Annotated in this window: 21 protein-coding genes; 3 read left to right on the top strand and 18 right to left on the bottom strand. The window is 33.6% G+C overall.

Annotated features, from left to right (window positions below; translation table 11 throughout):
• Positions 1-518: 518 nt before the first annotated feature.
• The 18 genes from BUB80_RS06505 to tpx all read right to left on the bottom strand — a co-directional run bounded on the left by BUB80_RS06505 (position 519) and on the right by tpx (position 14,722).
• Positions 519-2,522 (bottom strand): alpha/beta hydrolase family protein, encoded by a 2,004-nt coding sequence (locus BUB80_RS06505; protein ID WP_073292039.1) that lies wholly within the window; start codon positions 2,520-2,522, stop codon positions 519-521.
• A gap of 203 nt (positions 2,523-2,725) precedes the next feature.
• Positions 2,726-3,181 (bottom strand): DoxX family protein, encoded by a 456-nt coding sequence (locus BUB80_RS06500; RefSeq protein WP_073292037.1) that lies wholly within the window; start codon positions 3,179-3,181, stop codon positions 2,726-2,728.
• 144 nt (positions 3,182-3,325) lie between these two features.
• Complete coding sequence (locus BUB80_RS06495; protein ID WP_073292035.1) at positions 3,326-3,766, bottom strand: SRPBCC family protein; 441 nt, start codon at positions 3,764-3,766, stop codon at positions 3,326-3,328.
• Between the two features lie 133 nt (positions 3,767-3,899).
• Entirely contained in the window at positions 3,900-4,328 is a 429-nt protein-coding gene (locus tag BUB80_RS06490; RefSeq protein ID WP_073292033.1) for an ATPase, read from the bottom strand.
• A gap of 68 nt (positions 4,329-4,396) precedes the next feature.
• Entirely contained in the window at positions 4,397-5,263 is an 867-nt protein-coding gene (locus tag BUB80_RS06485) for a VOC family protein (protein ID WP_073292031.1), read from the bottom strand.
• A 145-nt stretch (positions 5,264-5,408) separates the two neighbouring features.
• Positions 5,409-5,666, bottom strand: coding sequence for a helix-hairpin-helix domain-containing protein (locus BUB80_RS06480; RefSeq protein ID WP_073292029.1), 258 nt, complete (start codon positions 5,664-5,666; stop codon positions 5,409-5,411).
• 17 nt (positions 5,667-5,683) lie between these two features.
• On the bottom strand, positions 5,684-6,097 hold the full coding sequence (locus BUB80_RS06475) for an SRPBCC family protein (RefSeq protein ID WP_073292027.1): 414 nt from the start codon (positions 6,095-6,097) through the stop codon (positions 5,684-5,686).
• 75 nt (positions 6,098-6,172) lie between these two features.
• Entirely contained in the window at positions 6,173-6,604 is a 432-nt protein-coding gene (locus tag BUB80_RS06470) for a VOC family protein (RefSeq protein ID WP_073292024.1), read from the bottom strand.
• An 889-nt stretch (positions 6,605-7,493) separates the two neighbouring features.
• On the bottom strand, positions 7,494-8,270 hold the full coding sequence (locus tag BUB80_RS06465; protein WP_073292022.1) for an alpha/beta fold hydrolase: 777 nt from the start codon (positions 8,268-8,270) through the stop codon (positions 7,494-7,496).
• Between the two features lie 3 nt (positions 8,271-8,273).
• Positions 8,274-8,798: a DinB family protein gene (locus BUB80_RS06460; protein ID WP_073292019.1), complete on the bottom strand. Its 525-nt coding sequence runs from the start codon at positions 8,796-8,798 to the stop codon at positions 8,274-8,276.
• A gap of 164 nt (positions 8,799-8,962) precedes the next feature.
• A complete protein-coding gene (locus BUB80_RS06455) occupies positions 8,963-9,415 on the bottom strand; it encodes a hypothetical protein (RefSeq protein ID WP_073292017.1) in 453 nt (150 codons plus the stop codon).
• A 237-nt stretch (positions 9,416-9,652) separates the two neighbouring features.
• Positions 9,653-10,060, bottom strand: coding sequence for a VOC family protein (locus BUB80_RS06450; protein WP_073292014.1), 408 nt, complete (start codon positions 10,058-10,060; stop codon positions 9,653-9,655).
• A gap of 26 nt (positions 10,061-10,086) precedes the next feature.
• Complete coding sequence (locus BUB80_RS06445) at positions 10,087-10,497, bottom strand: VOC family protein (RefSeq protein WP_073292012.1); 411 nt, start codon at positions 10,495-10,497, stop codon at positions 10,087-10,089.
• 76 nt (positions 10,498-10,573) lie between these two features.
• A complete protein-coding gene (locus tag BUB80_RS06440; RefSeq protein WP_073292009.1) occupies positions 10,574-11,164 on the bottom strand; it encodes a Crp/Fnr family transcriptional regulator in 591 nt (196 codons plus the stop codon).
• Between the two features lie 177 nt (positions 11,165-11,341).
• Positions 11,342-12,553, bottom strand: a complete 1,212-nt coding sequence (locus BUB80_RS06435) for a DUF763 domain-containing protein (RefSeq protein WP_073292008.1) — start codon at positions 12,551-12,553, stop codon at positions 11,342-11,344.
• Between the two features lie 330 nt (positions 12,554-12,883).
• A complete protein-coding gene (locus tag BUB80_RS06430) occupies positions 12,884-13,267 on the bottom strand; it encodes a glyoxalase superfamily protein (protein ID WP_073292006.1) in 384 nt (127 codons plus the stop codon).
• Positions 13,268-13,358: 91 nt separating this feature from the next.
• Positions 13,359-14,048, bottom strand: coding sequence for an alpha/beta hydrolase (locus tag BUB80_RS06425; RefSeq protein WP_073292004.1), 690 nt, complete (start codon positions 14,046-14,048; stop codon positions 13,359-13,361).
• A 176-nt stretch (positions 14,049-14,224) separates the two neighbouring features.
• Positions 14,225-14,722 carry a thiol peroxidase gene (gene tpx / locus BUB80_RS06420; protein WP_073292002.1) on the bottom strand — a complete coding sequence of 166 codons (498 nt, stop codon included), beginning with the start codon at positions 14,720-14,722 and terminating at the stop codon, positions 14,225-14,227.
• 161 nt (positions 14,723-14,883) lie between these two features.
• Here tpx and BUB80_RS06415 point away from each other — a divergent pair, with 161 nt between their 5' ends.
• The 3 genes from BUB80_RS06415 to BUB80_RS06405 all read left to right on the top strand — a co-directional run bounded on the left by BUB80_RS06415 (position 14,884) and on the right by BUB80_RS06405 (position 18,796).
• Positions 14,884-15,336, top strand: a complete 453-nt coding sequence (locus BUB80_RS06415) for a T9SS type A sorting domain-containing protein (RefSeq protein WP_073292000.1) — start codon at positions 14,884-14,886, stop codon at positions 15,334-15,336.
• A gap of 13 nt (positions 15,337-15,349) precedes the next feature.
• Positions 15,350-16,468, top strand: a complete 1,119-nt coding sequence (locus tag BUB80_RS06410) for a cadherin repeat domain-containing protein (protein WP_073291999.1) — start codon at positions 15,350-15,352, stop codon at positions 16,466-16,468.
• A gap of 108 nt (positions 16,469-16,576) precedes the next feature.
• Entirely contained in the window at positions 16,577-18,796 is a 2,220-nt protein-coding gene (locus BUB80_RS06405) for an NADP-dependent isocitrate dehydrogenase (protein WP_073291997.1), read from the top strand.
• Positions 18,797-19,108 lie beyond the last annotated feature (312 nt).

Here is a 19,108-nt window from a genome sequence, read left to right as displayed (position 1 = left end):
TGTTATTTTTTCGACAACCTCCATATTGCTATGACGATCAGCCTTTTTGTTTTACTTTAATAAATTTAAAATATTTTTTCGGAAATTCAGTTTTTCTTTTGTTGATCGAGGTTTTTAATTATGATTTTTCTGTCATTGCGAGAAGCAGAGCGACGAAGCAATCTAAAATTCTATCATTAACATTCTCTTTGTCATTCCCTAGGAATCTAGACTCATGTTGTAGAGTTGTTTCTAAAGCTTTGTTGAGATTCCTATGGGATGACAAACTTTGTGGTGATTGCGACTGTTGAAAAGAATGACAGAAACCCTAGCCCCGATTGAAGCTTTGTTTGAGCTCATTTTTCTTTTACAAAAAGGAAAATAGCGAGTGCGGAAAGCGGGAAATTGCTTCAAAAAAATAGTAATCGATAATGAGTAAATTATTTGAGATTGCTTCGTCACTCCGTTCCTCGCAATGACAATAAAAAACGGAGCATAAAAATACGCTCCGTTTCATTTCATATAAAAATTTGAATGTCTTATTTATTGAAGTTTTCAGCAAAGAAACCTAACATATAGGTATACAATTCAATTCTGTTTTTTTCTTTTCCGAATCCGTGGCCTTCATCATATTTTACCATGTAAGGAACTTCAAAACCCTTGCTCCTTAGTCCTTTTACAATTTGATCTGATTCATTGATATTCACTCTCGGGTCATTCGCCCCTTGCACAACAAACAAAGGCTTTTTGATCTTATCAATATTAAAAACAGGGGAAACCTCTTTTGCTATTTTCGCTTCTTCAGGATTATCCAGATCATACCAGATTTGTTTTACCATTTCTTTATAAGGCTTCCAATATTCCGGGAAGGAATCAAAGAAGGTAAATATATTTGAAACCCCTACATAGTCTACTCCACAAGCATACAGATCCGGTGTTTTTATTAATCCCATCAAAGTCGCGTAACCTCCGTGGCTTCCACCATAAATGGCAACTTTATCTTTATTCACCCAACCTTGTTCGATTGCATATTTCACTCCATCTTCCACATCATCCATTGCTTTTCTACCAATTTGCTTGTATCCGGAGTTCTGAAATTCTTTTCCGTACCCTCCTGAAATTCTGAAATTAACCTGCAATGTAGCGTATCCTCGACTTGCAAATAACTGCGTTTCAGGATTGAATCCCCAACTATCTCTGATTCCTTGTGGACCACCGTGAGGGTTTACAATCAAAGGAACTTTTTGCCCATCCACCGCAGCTTTTGGCAATGTGATATAACCGTGAATCGTCAAGCCGTCTCTGCTTTTAAATTCTATAGGTCTCATTTCCGCCATATCCTCTTCTTTTAATTGAGGCATCAGGTCAAGAAGGAGTTTTATATTTTTTGTTTTGGTATCGTATTCGTAATATTTTCCATATAATTTATCACTACCAACCACCACTAAAAGCTTAGAATCATTATCATCGGAAGAAACTACAGAAAACTGTTTGTCACCAAATTCAGCTTTTAATTTAGCATCAATCTCTTTGTAAAGCTGGCTTACCGGAATTGTTTCATTTTTAATTCCGTTATAACTGATGTAGTCTAATTCGTAATCTCTGTTTTTTCCGGCAACGCTTATCGAACTTACGTCAAAGGTAGGATTAGAATACACTTCTTTAATTACGGCATTCTTCTTGAGGTCATACAAAACAATTTTAGCTTTATCGCTGTCCAAATTTGTAACAACATACGCTTCATCTTTGTTTTTTGAATGATCGTTAAATTTGATAATATTGAAGGTATCTTTCCAATCTGTAGATTTTACCAGATTAAATTTACCTGTCTGCAGATCTTTATAATAGGTCTTTGTAATCAACCCATTTTCAAGAACAATATAGCCTCTTAAATTCCCTTCTCTATCAAAAAGATAATCATCAATAGGGTTTTTAGGATCTTTGTTCTCAAATAACTGAGTCATTTCTCCCGTCACAAAATTGATCTTAAACGGTTCAAAAATCTGTTTATTATTTTTATTCAGCGTTACCACAGCGAAATCTGTATCTTTTATAATGGTTGCAGCACCCACTTTCACCCCTTCAAAAGGGGTAAGATCTTTCAGATTTTTTCCGTCCACATCGGCAGCATATAAATGAAGGTTTTCATTTCCTCCTTTATCCTGAACATAAAACAGTCGTTTTTTATTTAACCATCCATAACTTCCAATCAAGTCGTCTTTTTCTTCAATAGCTTTGGTAACTTTCCCGGTTTTTAAATCTTTCACATACACATGATTCTTCATGTCTTTGTCTTTTTCCTTATAAGAAAGGTATTGACCATCAGGAGAAATTTTAAACTGAGAAGCTTTTGGTCTCGCAAAATAATCTTCCACTTTATACTTAAAATTCCCTTTGTCATAAGAGATCAGTTTATCTAAAGTAGCCTTAGATGAGACTAATGTAGGATCACCAGGAAGCTTGGCGGTAGCGCTTTGTGCATTGATCATAATGGTAGATATTACAATATGGGCAGTTGTTAAAATTTTAGAATTTATATTCATAAGTCATGATTTGGTTGAAATTATTAGGTACGCTTTATCATTTTATTAAATTATCAAAAAAAACAATATACTTCTATATAAGACTACATAATAGCATAAAATGTTACAAATTAATCTCTTATTTGTGAAAATAAAACGTAATAACACGAAAAAAAGAGGAAAGTAAAACTCTCCTCTTTAATATATCAAATATACATCTTTAGCTATAAATAGATCCCGAAATACCAAGTCCATGCAATTAATATAATCTGCATCGGAATTCTTTCTTTATAAAGATAGCTCATTCCCGGACCTGAATAATCTCCTTTGAAAAGATTCACTTTTTTCTGTGATGAATTGATATTGGCCACAAAAACAAGAACTAAAAAAATAATCAATAAAATGGCGGTCAGCTCTCGAATTGCCGGAATCATCAGCCCAATTCCTGCAGCAATCTCAATAATTCCGGTAAAATAAACCCAGAACATTTTTGCCGGCATAAAATCAGGAATCATCATGGCCATTCCTTTTTGGAATTTAAAATGGGCAAACCCTGTAAAAATAATAAAAACAGCCATTCCCAGATTTCCTGAAAACAGGAAATTCCAATCTCCCTGATAGAGCTTTGTTCCTATCAAAGCAAGAATGAATGTGACGAAAAGGATTGTTAATAATTTCATGTATTGTTTCTATTTATTGTTTTCTAACAGGTGAAAGTGATAATCCTTGTCAAGGTTTTAAAACCTTGACAAGGATTAATAAAGTATCGTTTCTACTAAAAAATATAAACCTAAGCTGTATAAAACCCGTGAGAGAAAGAAAAATTACTTCTCGGCTAGATTTTTCACGATTTCCAAGCCTTTTATAAAACCATTGTTCAGATGCTCCTGCCATTCTTTTTCAACCTGAACTTCTGCATGAAGTTTCGTTTTTCCCTCCAAATCAATTAAAATATATTTTTCGAAGCAGCCACTCCATTGTTTAACTTCCATGCTTTCGGTATCTTCTACTCCTTTCTTATCTACCATTCCCAAATGTTTAAAAACAATTTGACGCGGTTCTTCCAAACTGTCGATTGTAGAGACCATACCTTCGCCTTCTGCATTCACAAAATAGGTTTTTCCGCCCACTTTCCAATCCGACTTTATTCTAGAATCCGGACCGAAAAACTTTGTCCACTCTCCATATGTTTCAGGATTCCAAAGAATATCCCAAACTTTCTGTAAAGGAGCATCAATCACTTTTTCATAAGATAAGGTTTCCATATTTTTAATTTTTTGTGGTTTGATTTTGACTCAACACGAATAACACAAATTTTTAAGCACGAATAACACCAATCATAGAATTCAATTATTTGTGCTATTTGTGAAAATCATTAGTGGCTATTTGTGTTTAAAACTAAAGCTGATTCTCCGAAAGATTCTTTACAATCCCCAAAGCTTTTGGAAATTTACTTTCAAAAAACTCTTTGAATTCAGCTGGAGTTTGAATCTCTCCTTTTAAAACTGTTCCATCTTCATTTTCTTCCAAAATATAAGCCTCCGTTGCTTCGCCCCAATTTTGCGGGCTTTCTACTCCATCATAAATTTCTCCAAGATGTAAGAATTTCATTTCTTTATGCGCAATATTCTTTTCAACACGGCTGTACATTCCGTTATTATGCGGATCAAAAAACTTCACAATACTTCCTTCTTCTAAAGTTCCCTCATAAAATGAGCCTTCGGTGAAAGCTGTAGTCCATTGTCTGTAAGTTATTTCGCCCCAAAGTACATTCCATACTTTTTCGGGATCTGCATTAATTTGAATTTCAAATGATAATTTTTCCATTTCTCTTCTTTTAGTGTAAAGTTTAGCTTCCTTCTTTACATACAATCAAACAACAAGCCGAAACAGCTTTAAGAATCATAAGCGTTTTCTAAATCCTGTATAATAATTTTGTGCATTCTCATCATCGCTTGAACTACTTTCTGAGCTTTCTCCTGATCAGGATCACTCATCAATTGAATTAATTTTTTAGGAACAATTTGCCAGCTAAAGCCATATTTATCCTTCAACCAGCCACACATACTTTCACGTCCCCCATCAGAAGTAAGTGTATTCCAAAGATGATCTGTCTGTTCCTGATCATCAGTCATTACAACCATTGAAATTCCTTCGTTGAAATCAAATGGATGGTCATAAGAATTGTCCATACAGAACAAACTGTATCCATCAATTTCAAAATGGGCATGTTGAATATTTTTTGCGAGTTCAGGGTTTGCATGACCTTCACTTCCTTCTCCATATCTTAAAATATTTCCTATGGTAGAGTTCGGAAAAGTATGGGTATATAATTCCATTGCTTCCAATGCTTTTCCATTGTTTTCATGGATAAACATGAAGGTTGGAATAATCTTCTGTTCGGTTTGTTTCTCCCCTAAAAATATCTGCCAAGTAACATCATATTTATCTTTAAGCCACCCGTATTTTTTACTCCAAGAGTAAGAATCTAAAGGCATCAGCGCTATTCCTCCTTCTATCAATTGATCCCAATATTTCTGAACTTCATCTTCCGTTTCACAAATCACCATAAACGAAACTGAAGCATTCTTTTTAAATTGCGGACCACCATTTAAAAGCATCAATTTTTGACCAAAAAGATCAATATTCATCACAACAGGAGTATCTGCCGTAATTTTACCATCAAATATTTTACAATAAAATTCTGCGGATTGTTTAGCGTCTCCATCGTACCAAAGACATGGGAAAATATCGTTATTCATATCGTTTTAAATTAGGATTAATTCGTCATTGCGAACGAAGCGAAGCAATCTTTAATGCTTAAAAACCATTAAGATTCTATTAAGCTTTTAAGAATATTAAGTTGAGATTCTTCCTTCGTCAGAATGACAAACTGTAAGTTTAGTTTTAATTATTTTTAAAAGAAACCTGTTGTTCTTTCATATAATTCTTTAGCTTCATCATGGTATTCTTTCCGAAGCCATGAAACTGCATGATTTCTTCTTCAGAATAATTTGATAATTTTTCCAAAGAATCTATTTTTTCTCTTTCTAATGTCCTTCTTGCAGGCATAGCAATAACGCCTTGCAGAAATTCACCTTTTACAACATGATTAACAACGCAAAAGGAGCTTAAACATTTCGCCATTATTACTAGATTGATCATGAGCACAACAAAGGTTTTTAGTTATTTTCAACGTATTTGTGAAAATTATTAAGAATAGCATACCAGCCTTCTCTTTGCATTTCCACAGAATTTTGTTTTTCGGGATCGAAGATTTCTGTTACTTTCGTTGTATTCCAATCTATTTTATCGAAAATAATCTCCACATTTCTACCGTCTTCCAAATGGTATTTTATTCTCTCATGTGGAATGACCTCATCATAAATTCCTTCAAAATCAAATCCGAAACTTCCATCTTTTGCTTCCATCCTCGTTTTGAGTTTTCCACCTACCTTCAAATCATTCTCAGCACTTGGGCATTGCCAGCTTTCGTGGGCAAAATTCCATTTGGTAATATGTTTTGGCTCGTTGAAATAATCCCAAACTTTATCCACAGGGGCTAAAATCGTAATGTCTATTGTTATTGGACTCATCATTCTTTTTTTTAATTCATTGAAAGGGCAACCAAAAATCAGTCACCCCTTTTTATAATGAGTTAAATATAAGAATTATTTTGTGTATTCTTCATTATAGTTCACCATCCAATGAACATTATATTTGTCCTGAAAACTCCCAAAATAATCTCCCCAAAATTGGTCTTCAATCGGCATTTCTATATTTCCACCTTCTGAAAGCCCTTTGAATAATCGATCTGCTTCTTCTTTAGATTCAGGGAAAATTGAAACATAATTATTATTTCCAACCGTTAAGTTCTGTCCGAAACTTGGAACAATGTCTGATGCCATAAGCAAATCTCCGCCAATCGGAAGTGCGATGTGCATTACTCTGTTTTTCTCTTCATCTGATAAATTTTCAGTTCCGGGAGCATTACCCATTTTGTGAATTTCACCTAGAAATTCTCCTCCGAAAACAGATTTATAAAAAGTGAAAGCTTCTTCTGCTTTTCCATCGAAATTTAAGTACGGATTTAATTTAGCCATGATATTTTATTTTTAAAGGTTTGTTTTGTTTAAACACAAATGGCTCAAATATTTTCACGAATAACACTAATATTATTTGTTGAAATTTGTGAATAACATTCGTATTGTTAGTGTTTTATTTTAACGCAAATCATCACTAATATTTTTCACTAATAACAATAATATTATTTGTGAAAATTTGTAAAGAACATTCGTATTGTTAGTGTTTTATTTTAACGCAAATCATCACTAATATTTTTCACTAATAACACTAATATTATTCGTGAAAATTTGTAAAGAACATTCGTGTTGTTAGTGTTTTATTTTAACGCAAATCATCACTAATATTTTTCACTAATAACAATAATATTATTTGTGAAAATTTGTAAAGAACATTCGTATTGTTAGTGTTTTCTTTTAACGCAAATCATCACTAATATTTTTCTCTAATAACACTAATATTATTTGTTAAAATTTGTGAAGAACATTCGTATTGTTAGTGTTTTATTTTAACGCAAATCATCACTAATATTTTTCACTAATAACACTAATATTATTCGTGAAAATTTGTGAAGAACATTCATGTTGTTAGTGTTTTATTTTAACGCAAATCATCACTAATATTTTTCACTAATAACAATAATATTATTTGTGAAAATTTGTGAAGAACATTCGTATTGTTAGTGTTTTATTTTAACGAAAATCATCACTAATATTTTTCACTAATAACAATAATATTATTTGTGAAATTTGTGTAGAGTATTTGTGATTATTCCTGTTTTCTTTTAACGCAAAGAGCGCAATTTTTTTTGAATTATTAGAATGTTTTTTTAAGTCTGCTAAGGCGTTTCACTCAGCGAAGATTGAATGTTTTAATAGATGAAATAATCTCAGCAGAAAGATTGATAGATTAGTTTCTCAAAAACTCCTCTACTTTATTTATCGTTAAATCAATCAATTTTTCATCAACATTTCCTCCAAAATCGGCCATCATATAGGAACCATGAGTTGCAGGTAAAATCATTAACTGTGCACCTTCCACCAAACGCCACATTTCAACAATATGTTCGGGTTTCATAACGTCTTTATCTCCGGAAATAAATAAGGTTGGTGATTTGATAGACTTCAAAACATCTTCACTCCAATCTTTGAAAGTCTGCATTCTTTTGCTGTCTTTATCAAACATATTTTCAAGTGCTGAAAAGTCTGGATTTAAGTTTAAAAAATTAATTTTCAAAGGCTCCGGCATGGATTCTAATGTTGCTTCCATCATAGATTCGAAAAAGCCATCCATCATTCCATTTCTTTTGTAAAACGCTGAAGCGATAATCAACTTTTCAACTGTTTCAGGATGACGATGAGCAATTTGCATCACGGTATTTCCGCCATTACTAAATCCCAAAAATGCAGCTTTCTGAATATTTAATTCTTTTAAAAGAGCAGCAACATCATCAGCATCCTGTTCAAAAGTTTCAGGAATATCTCGATGTTCTGTCATTCCATGATTTTGTAAATCGATTCCAATTAATTGAAACTGGGTTTCTAACCTTGAGATAACTTCTTTATAATCAAATAAAATCGAAGAACCTCCACCATGAATCAACACCAAAGGTTTTCCAGAACCGTAGATCTCATAATACATCTGAATTCCGTTAGCCCATTTATGCCCTTTTTCAGTTGGATTCATCTGTTAATATTTTAAATCTTTGTCAAAATCATATTTCATTCCTTCATATCCCAGAATTCTGCGCATTAATCCAATTTGTCCGCTCAGATAATCTTCACGACCAATACACATTCCAACAAAATTCAGTACAGTTTCAGGAAAGAAATCGATATTCATTCCCATAGGAAATGCTTTGTCTAATTCTTCATCACTTGCTTCTAATAATCTTTGATACACAAGAGGCGAAATTTTATGAAAACTATCTTTCAAATTTTGTAATGACGGATAGTTTAAGCTTTCATCTAACGCTTTTCCTTGAAAGAATAAGTCTTTAAATTCAAATTCTTCCTGAAGCCCGAGTACAAATCCCAATGCATAACGCATATCGAGAAAGTTGCCTACCATCCAAATAATATGGTTTGTTCTTCCTTCAATTCTTTTCGTAGCATCTTCCTCAGAAATTCCGTCAAGAACCATCAGAAAACTTTGGCTGTGACCTCTAAATGCAGGAATGATGATGTCTAATTTGTTTGATTTTGGTGTATCCATTTTGTTTGATTTTTTATTTTGCTTCCACGGATTTCACAGATTTTCACAGATGAGTGTGGTTTTATTCTGAAAATATTTGTGGTTTGGTAGTGTTTTTTCTCTCGCAGATTACGCGGATGATTGTGCTTATTTACGAGATTGGTTTTTGAATAATTCTTACTTTCTTATTTTATTGCTCCAGGTTTTCCGAGAATTCTTCTGAGATAACCGAATTGGCCACTATGATAAATCTCGTGAAGAGACAATCCTGAAACATCATTAATTATTGAAGGATCAATTCTTTCCAGACTATTTAGTTTTGTTTCAAATCTATTCTGAGATTCTTTCAGATAAGATTTCAGTTCTTCAAAACTTATAAACTCATCTTTTCTATTTAAAGGAATTTCTCCTCTATTGTAGCATGAAAATTTTTCATTATCCCAAACTGATTCTTCACCCAATACATTCAGAAAAGCATTTCTTATGTAAATTAAATGACCTAATACCCAATTCATACAATTGGCTTCACCATTAGGAAAAATCATAGATTCTTCATGTGAAACATCATTAATATTCATAGAAATCACTTTGTAATTACTGACTACCAGACATTTTACAATTTCAACATCGTTTTTCATAGTTTTTGGATTTGGGGTGTATTGTATCTCCAGCAGAATTTTATGTTCTTTGTGGAAAAATTTGTATTAAGTTTTCTCTCACTGATTACACAAATGATTGTGCTTATTTGTGAAAATATTTTGGTTTAGATAACGTTTTTTCTCTCGCTGATTTTACAGATTTCGCAGATGATTTCGCATAGAAAACACGAATTAAAATCTTCTTAACCAACCAAATTTGCGAGAGGCTCGTTTATTTTATTTTGTAGGAAGTTGAGAAAGATCTGCAAACGTCACATTCCAGCCATGTCCGTTGATATCCCAAAAAGAATTTTGATACATCCATCCGTAATCTTGTGGTTCTTCATGCTGGTAAGCTCCGTTTTCAACAGCTGCATTTACTACCTGATCAACTTCTTCACGACTGTCTAAACCAATAGCCACCAAGACCTGAGTAGTATCACCTTTTGGAACAGGTCTCTCGGAAAAAGTCTGGAAATATTCTTCCGTCAAAAACATCACATAAATATTGTCACTCATAACAACACAAACTGCTTTTTCATCAGAAAATTGTTCATTGATTGAGAATCCAATATTTGTCCAGAATTCTTTCGTTTTCTGAATATCATTAACGGGGAGATTGACGTAAATTTGATTGATTTTCATTTTGTAATTTTTAAGTTTTAGATATTTTATTCTGTTGAAATTTTAGACATATCAGCAAACATGACTTCCCATTGATGTCCGTTTAAATCTGAAAAAGCTCTTTGATACATCCAGCCAAGATCTTGTGGTTCGCTGTATTTTGCGCCGCCGTTTTCAATAGCCGTTTTCACCATATCATCAACTTCTTCACGACTGTTTAAACCAATAGCAAGAAGGGTTTGAGTAGTTTCTCCTTTTGCAATGGGTCTATCTGTAAAAGTCTGAAAAAACTCTTCCTTTAAAAACATTGTATAAATATGATCTTCTTTCATTACAACACAAATTGCTTTTTCGTTTGAAAATTGTTCGTTGATAGAAAAACCTAATTCTGTCCAAAAGACTCTCGTTTTCTGAATATCTTTAACGGGAAGATTGACGTAAATTTGATTGATTTTCATTTTGTAATTTTTAGTATTAAACTTTCAATCAAAATTATCAAATCATTGTGAAAATCAACTTGTCATAAGGCAAGAATTAAATTTTATTTGGATGAGAGACAATTTCCTTACGAATTCTACTTAAAGAAGTATCGGTAACTCCCAAATAGGAGGCGATCTGTTTCAATGGTGCAAATTGTACTACCTGAGGTTTTTGCTCTAAAAGATTGAGATACCGTTTTGTTGCAGACAAAGTAAACATCTCTACTGAACGTTGTTTGTAAGTGAAAAGTTGCTGAGACATCCACGCTCTGCCCCATTCTCTGAGGTTTGGGATTTTATGGAATAATTCCTGAAAAGTATCAAAATCAAATTTCCAACATTCACAATCTGTGATACAAACAATATTTTCCTGTGTTGGAATTCGTTGAAAGAGCGAAGAAACTTCAATAACGATTTCGTTTTCGGCAAAGAAATGCGTGGTCACATCATTTCCATTAAAATCATTGACAAATGAACGGGCCAAACCTTTCTCCAAAATATAATATTCATTAGCCGTTTTTCCTTCTTCAAGAATAACATCTCCTTTTTGGAAAGTTATTTTTTCATGCGCCTGAAAGATCTCTTCCAGCTCTTCATATAAGAAAAATGGAAAATCATAACAGATTTCTAAGGCTTTATTTGTCATTAAGTCAATGTTTTTAAGCTTTTTAAAATTAGAATTTTTATTGGAATTGATGAAGGAATATTAAACATATTTTCAATCTGTCATTCCGGCGGAAAAAGAATTTCTAAACATAGAAACAGATTCTTCACTCCGCTTTGTTTCGTTCTGAATGACACAAAAGACGATAGTTTTTAATTTTTAAAACAAAGAAAGTTGAATAGCTTTAGGCTTAGTTGGTTTTTGTGCATCCCCGAAAACAGTTTTCCCTCCGAATTTCCAGGAGTTCTGTCTCTCTTCTTCAATCACTTCCTGAATATCAAAATTTGGAATAAAATCTTTTTCCGTGGCTTCTACAATTTGATGAAGCTTATTGAGCGTTTTTAATTTATCTGAATTGCCGAGCTTAGATTTTTCAATTCCGGTTTTAAGAATTTGAATACTTTCATCATACACATTTGTTGGAACAGGAAACGGATGACCGTCTTTTCCACCATGCGCAAAAGAAAATCTTGCAGGATCTTTGAATCTTGAAGGTGCCCCATGAATCACTTCACTCACCAAAGCCAAAGACTGCATCGTACGTGGGCCAACACCTTCCAACAGGAGAAGATCCTCAAAATTCTGAGGTTGCTGTTCACGCGTTACATATAAAAGTGCTCCGAGACGTCTTAAATCCACGTCAGAAGCTTGTACATCATGATGATTAGGAAGAATTAACCTTGAAAAATCACTCATAATTTCCGCCGAATCAGTATGAGAAATATCTAAAATTCCTTTTCGATTTTCCGAGGCTTCTGAATCGGTAAGATTAAGAATTTCCCCTCTTGAAATTCCATTAATTCCTGTATGAGGTTCTTCAATAAATGATTTTATATTTTCTGAATGCCAATGATAACGTCGTGCGGTTCCGTCAGATTCATGCATTCCCTGCTGAACAACGCTCCAGTTTCCATTATCTGATACAATAAAGTTGTGTAAATATAATTGATATCCATCCTGAATCGCTGTGTTATCAACTTTTGCAGATAACCTACTGGCTCTTACCAACTCTGTTCCATTCAAACCTGTTTTATCTGCAATTTGAAGAAGTTCTGATGGTGTTTCTCTGGAAAACTTACCTTTCCCGCCACAAATATAAATTCCGAGCGATTGTGAATTGGGATTGATCGAGCGTTTTAAAGCGCCCATCACGGAAGTTGTAATTCCTGAAGAATGCCAGTCCATTCCCATCACCGCTCCAAAACTTTGAAACCAAAAAGGATCAGATAGTCTACGGATTACTTCATCTTTCCCATAATCCATTAAAATCACCTCGATAATTGAAAGTCCAAGTACTGACATACGCTCATACAGCCATGGCGGTACTTTGCCATAGTGAAGGGGTAAATCTGCTGTTCCTGAACGTTTCATTGAAGTGGTAAAGTTAGTTTTATTATGATGATATTTTGATTATGTAAACACGAATAGCACAAATATTTTTCACTAATGTCACTAATGATTTCTAGTACTATAATTTTCGTTTGGCATTCTGATTAAAGAATAGTTGCAGCAAAGAATGTCATTTAAACTAGACTTCTCCTTTGGTTGAAATGATATGATTTTGAGTTTTTTGCTCCCACTGATTTGCACGGATATTTGTTTCTTACTTTTTATAATCTCTCGCTGATTTTGCAGATTACGCAGATGTTTACGCTTTATTTGTTTGTGTTTAAACAAACATCAATGATTCAACTCAAACGTTCAATCTTTATGCTCTTCTTTATCAACTTTTTCATTGAAAATAACCTTATTTCCGAAAGGATCATCAACAGTGAAAGAAATGGCATCGTAAAAGGTTTTCTCCAATCCGGGACGGTTGTATTTGTATTTTTCATCAATCAATTCTTTATGATAGTCTGCTATCCCTTCAGCCCATATAAAAACTCTGCTTCCAGGAGTTCCATCACCATGGTGCTCGCTTAAGTGAAGAATAATATTATCTTTTTTCACTTCCATATAAACAGGAGTATTCTCTTCGAAATGATGCTCCCAAACGATTTCAAAACCAAGCCAGTCAATATAAAACTCTATTGTTTTTTGGTAATCGAAAATTCTGAGAATTGGGATAATTTGTTGTGCTTTCATTATACATTTAGCTTAAATTTTAAAATAAAGAGCCTTGCGAAAATATATAACATCATCACAAGGCCTTTTAATTATTTTTACAACGATGTATTTATAGAGATGCTGCTGCCTCTAAAATTAATTGTGATATTTCGTTTGGATGTGATGCCATTGAAGCATGCCCAGCATCTAAAGAAATTATTTTTTTAGCCTGTATATGTTCTGCCATTTCTTTTTGGGTTTCTGCAGGAATCATATGGTCATTCGATGAAATTTGATACCAACTTGGTTTTTGTTTCCAAGCAGGCTCTCCACCAGTATCACCAAAACACTGACTATGAACAGGTTTTTGAGATAATGACATCACTAACGCTTTTTCTTCATCCAAATCCTGACAAAAAGCTGAATGAAACTCATCATATTTAATCCATAAAAAACCTTTGCTATCAGGATAAATACTCGCCCCTCCCTTTGACTCTCTTCTGCCTAAAAGTGATCCTAAGCTATCTCCTGCATCTGGAGCAAAAGCTGCAACATATACCAGCCCCACTACTTTGTCATGATTTCCTGCTCCGGAAATCACTGCTCCTCCATAAGAATGACCTACTAATAAGACTTTCCCCTCTTGCACATCAATAAGGTCCGTTGTCTTATCAATGTCATTTTGAAGGGAAGTTAAAGGATTTTGAACACTTCTCACTTTATATCCTGCTTTTGTAAGCGACGGAATAACGTACTGCCAATGTGAGCCATCTCCCCAAGCTCCGTGTACCAAAATAATGGTTAAATCTTTTTTTTCCATAATGATAATATTAAATTTAGTACAGTAAAATTACACACTAAACTTAATAGATGTTACCTACAACTAAAAATAATTTGATTTAAAATATTATCTAATCATCCTAAGTAATTTTTTAATTCAAAAAAAGTCTTGCAAATAACTTCGCAAGGCTTTTTTATAAGAATTTTAGTTCTTTATTATTTTAATGCAGAAAGAGCTGCTTCATAATTGGGTTCATCAGCAATTTCTGAAACTTGCTCAGTATACACTACTTTATTATCAGCATAAGTTACAATTACTGCACGGCTTAAAAGTCCTTTCAATGGAGAGTCTGCAATTGTTAATTGATTATCATCTCCAAAACTACTTCTGAAATCTGAAAGTGTTTCTACATTATTCAATCCTTCAGCAGCACAGAATCTGCCTAATGCAAAAGGTAAATCTTTAGAAACATTGATTACTACTGTATTCTCTAAGCTTGAAGCTTGCTCGTTGAATTTTCTTGCAGAAGACGCACAAGTTGGCGTATCAATACTTGGGAAAACATTGAATACTTTTTTCTTTCCTGCAAAGCTTTCTAATGTTTTTACATTTAAAGTTGAATCTACCAAAGCAAAATCATTGATTGTAGCTCCTACTGATGGTAAAGTTCCTATTGTGTTTACTGCGTTTCCTTTTAAGGTAATATTAGACATAATTTATTTTTTAAGTTTTTCAAATTTAATGAAAATTAGGAAGATTTTTCAATTGTTTGAAGGTTAAATAATTCTTAAAGTGAAAATAAAATTACTTAAAACTAACAATCAGTTTTTATGTGAAATTTTATTTATATTCGCTTTCCTAAAAAATAATAACCATGCGAAGAAAAATTACTTTACTATTATTCGCAGTCCCGTTTTTTGGATTTGCCCAATCTATTATTGGGAATATCAATTCTGGAGCTGTTTCTGCGGATAACTTTACGCATTCCGTTGGGGAAATCTATGTGATCCCAACTGATCCTGATCAAAATAATTCAGGAACAATGGGAATGCTTTATCAAACTGTTTTACAAGTTTTAGGAGTAAGTGAACTCGAAAAAGAGACTGTAAAGATTTATCCAAATCCCACAACTGATTTTGTTTATGTGAAATTAAATTCAAAAACAAAAATTGATGATGTTGAAGTCTATGATGTTTCAGGTAGGCTTGTTTTAAAAACAAAATTAGAATCTGACAAATTAGATTTAAGAACATTAAATCAGGGAGTTTACATGATCTCTTTCAAGAATCCAGACATAAAACCTATTAAAATTATCAAAAAACCTTAAAAACTAATCAAACATGAAAAAATTATACGCTACTATAGGATTATTTATCGCCTCTTTATTAAGTGCACAAGTTCCACAAGCTTTTAGTTACCAAACGATTGCTTTTAATGCTTCAGGAGCTCCAATTGTCAACGGAAACGTTGCTTTGAGAATAAGTATCTTAGACAATTCTGCAACAGGAACGGTTTTATATACTGAAACTCAAAGTAAAACAACCAACTCAAAAGGTTTGGTTAATTTAAATATTGGACAAGGAACAGCTACAACAGGAAGTTTCGGAGGAATCAACTGGGGAACAAATACAAAATTTGTAAAAGTAGAAATGGATCCTCAAGGTGGTTCTAATTATACTAATGTTGGGGTAAATCAATTGATGAGTGTTCCTTATTCTCAAGTGAGCAAAACTGTTGTGACAGGGGCAGGACAGGGAATTACGCTTGTTTCTCCAAATGGAACAAGTTATATTTTGGGCGTGAATGACGGAGGAACAATGAGTTTACCACAAGCTCAATCCGGAAGTAATAATAATTTACCTCAAAATTTATACTTGTACGGCTCTTATAATTCCTTCAATGCTTCAAATGCAGAATTATTAAGGGTAAACTCTAATGAAAAATATGGTTATAAATATTTTCCTGCAAATTCTCAGATAAAATTTATTACAGCTCAAAATACTTCTGCTATGGTATATGGCTCTAATACAAATAATATACTTGTTCCTAATGGAAACTCTTACAATATTACCTCAAACGGATTTTATCAAATAAGTATAAAGCCAACAGGTGTGATTGGGAATACAACTGCTTACACACCGTACATTTACAACTTTACACCATATATTTATTTTTCAGGAACATCACCTTCATCACAATCAAATATTACGTATGATGTAAATACAAATACATTTAGTATTCAAATAAACGGCGTAACTTCCTTAACTAAATTTAAAATAAATCTAGGAATGGGTGGTGGAAATACCGAAACAATTGGAGACAATCTTAGTGACGGAAACTTTGATATAAATGGGCAGGACATTTCTTTCCCAGGAGCCAATTCAACTCTTAAAAATTATAAACTTACTTTTACAATTAATTTTGATGCTACAGGAACATATACAATTGTTCAAATCTAAAAAATTAAAGAGGCTTTTGCCTCTTTTTTTATGTAAAATAAGTTGAAAAAAGAATCATAATCACTAAATTTGTTGGACTTTAAAAATCAAATAATAAATAACAGTATAATGTCAGACAAATCAAAAATCTATTACACCCTTACGGATGAGGCTCCAATGTTGGCAACACACTCGTTTTTACCGATTGTAAAAGCTTTTACAAAATCAGCAAATATTGAGATTGCAGTTCCGGATATTTCTTTGGCAGGAAGAATTTTAGCAAACTTCCCAGAATTTTTGAACGATGATCAGAAGATCGGTGATGCATTGGCAGAATTAGGTCAATTGGCTACTCAACCGGATGCAAACATTATCAAATTACCCAATATTTCAGCTTCAGCACCTCAGTTGGATGCAGCTATCGCTGAATTACAGTCTAAAGGTTTCGCAGTTCCAAATTATCCTGCAGAGCCTAAAAATGACGAAGAAAAAGCAATTAAAGCTAAATATGCTAAAGTATTAGGAAGTGCTGTAAACCCTGTGTTAAGAGAAGGAAACTCGGACAGACGTGCTCCTAAAGCTGTTAAAAATTACGCAAAAGCAAACCCTCACAGAATGGGAGATTGGGCTTCTGATAGCAAAACTGACGTTGCTCATATGGACAACGGAGATTTCTACGGAACTGAAACTTCTACTACGCTGGAGAATGCAACAAAATATAAAATCGTTTTCAAAGGAAATGACGGTGCTGAAACTTTATTAAAAGATTTCGCAGGTCTTCAGGCTGGAGAAGTGATCGATTCTTCTGTAATGAACCTAAACGCTTTAAGAGCTTTCGTTCAACAAGCTATAGACGAAGCTAAAAACAGAAACGTACTTCTTTCTGCTCACTTGAAAGCAACGATGATGAAAATCTCGGATCCAATTATTTTTGGAGCTATCGTAGAAACTTTCTTTAAAGATGTTTTTGCTAAATATGCTGAAACGTTCAAGTCTTTAGATGTTAACCCAAACAACGGTCTTGCTGACCTTTTCGATAAGATTAAAGGAAATGCTCAGGAAGCTGATATTAAAGCTGATATTGAAGCTGCTTTAGCAAACGGACCAAGAGTGGCAATGGTAAATTCTGACAAAGGAATTACTAATTTCCACGTTCCTTCTGATATCATCGTTGATGCATCTATGGCTGCTTTGGTAAGAGGCGGAGGAAAAATGTGGAACAAAGAAGGAAAAGAAGAAGATACAGTTTGTATTATTCCGGACCGTTCTTACGCAGGTTTCTATCAGTCTGTAATTGACGATATGAAAGCACACGGAAAATTAGATCCTACAACGATGGGTTCTGTTCCTAACGTTGGTTTAATGGCTCAAAAAGCTGAAGAATACGGATCTCACGACAAAACTTTCCAGGCAACTGCAGACGGAACAATTGAAGTTCAGGATGAAGCTGGAAATGTTCTTCTTTCTCAGAAAGTAGAAAAAAGTGATATCTTCAGAATGTGTCAGACTAAAGATGCTCCAATCCAGGATTGGGTAAAATTAGCAGTAAACAGAGCAAGACTTTCTGAAACTCCAGCTATTTTCTGGTTAGATAAAGGAAGAGCTCACGACAGAGAAATGATCAAAAAAGTTGAAAAATATTTAGCTGATCATGATACAAACGGACTTGACATTAAGATTCTTGATGTTAAAGACGCAATGACGGAAACGTTGAAAAGAGCAAGAGAAGGAAAAGATACAATTTCTGTTTCAGGAAACGTATTGAGAGATTATTTAACAGATCTTTTCCCAATCCTTGAACTTGGAACTTCTGCAAAAATGCTTTCTATTGTTCCATTAATGAACGGTGGTGGTTTGTTCGAAACGGGTGCTGGAGGTTCTGCTCCAAAACACGTTGAACAATTCTTGGAAGAAGGTTATTTAAGATGGGATTCTTTAGGTGAATTCTTAGCTTTACAGGCTTCTTTAGAGCATTTAGCACAAACGCAAGGGAACACAAAATCTCAGGTTCTAGCCGATGCATTGGATGAAGCAAATGCTAAATTCTTAGCTACTGATAAGTCTCCTGCAAGAAAGGTTGGACAAATCGACAACAGAGGTTCTCACTTCTATTTGGCAATGTATTGGGCTGAAGCATTGGCTAATCAAACTGCTGACGCTGAATTAGCTGCACAGTTTGCTCCGATTGCAGAAGCAATGCAGGAAAACGAAGAAGTAATTAATGCTGAATTAATTGGTGCTCAAGGTAAGCCTCAAAATATTGATGGTTACTTCAAAACTGATACATACAAAACGTATGAAGCAATGAGACCAAGCACAGTTTTAAATGAAATTATTGACGCAATATAATTTTCGAATATACTATAATGAAAGCTCCTTTTTTAAGGGGCTTTTTTGTTTTACATTTCATTAAACACAAATAGCACGAATATTTTCACGAATAAACACAAAATAAATATCCATCCCTTTTGTCATTCCAAAGGAATCTAAGTGTAGTATTATCAAAATATTTTTAAGTTTTGGCTAAAGCCAATTTGATTATATTTAAAGTGAAAACGGGCTAAAGCCCAATGTCATTAAGTTAGTGTATTTCATAAGCTATTTCGTTGATTTTTAGGAACTATTGGTTTTGCTCTTGCTCTGTATTTACCAATATTCCTT

Origin of the sequence: Chryseobacterium polytrichastri (genome assembly GCF_900142445.1) — a bacterium.
Classification (GTDB): Bacteria; Bacteroidota; Bacteroidia; order Flavobacteriales; family Weeksellaceae; genus Chryseobacterium; species Chryseobacterium polytrichastri.
Note: the sequence above shows the minus strand (reverse complement) of the source record. Positions and strands in the feature narration are given on the sequence as shown.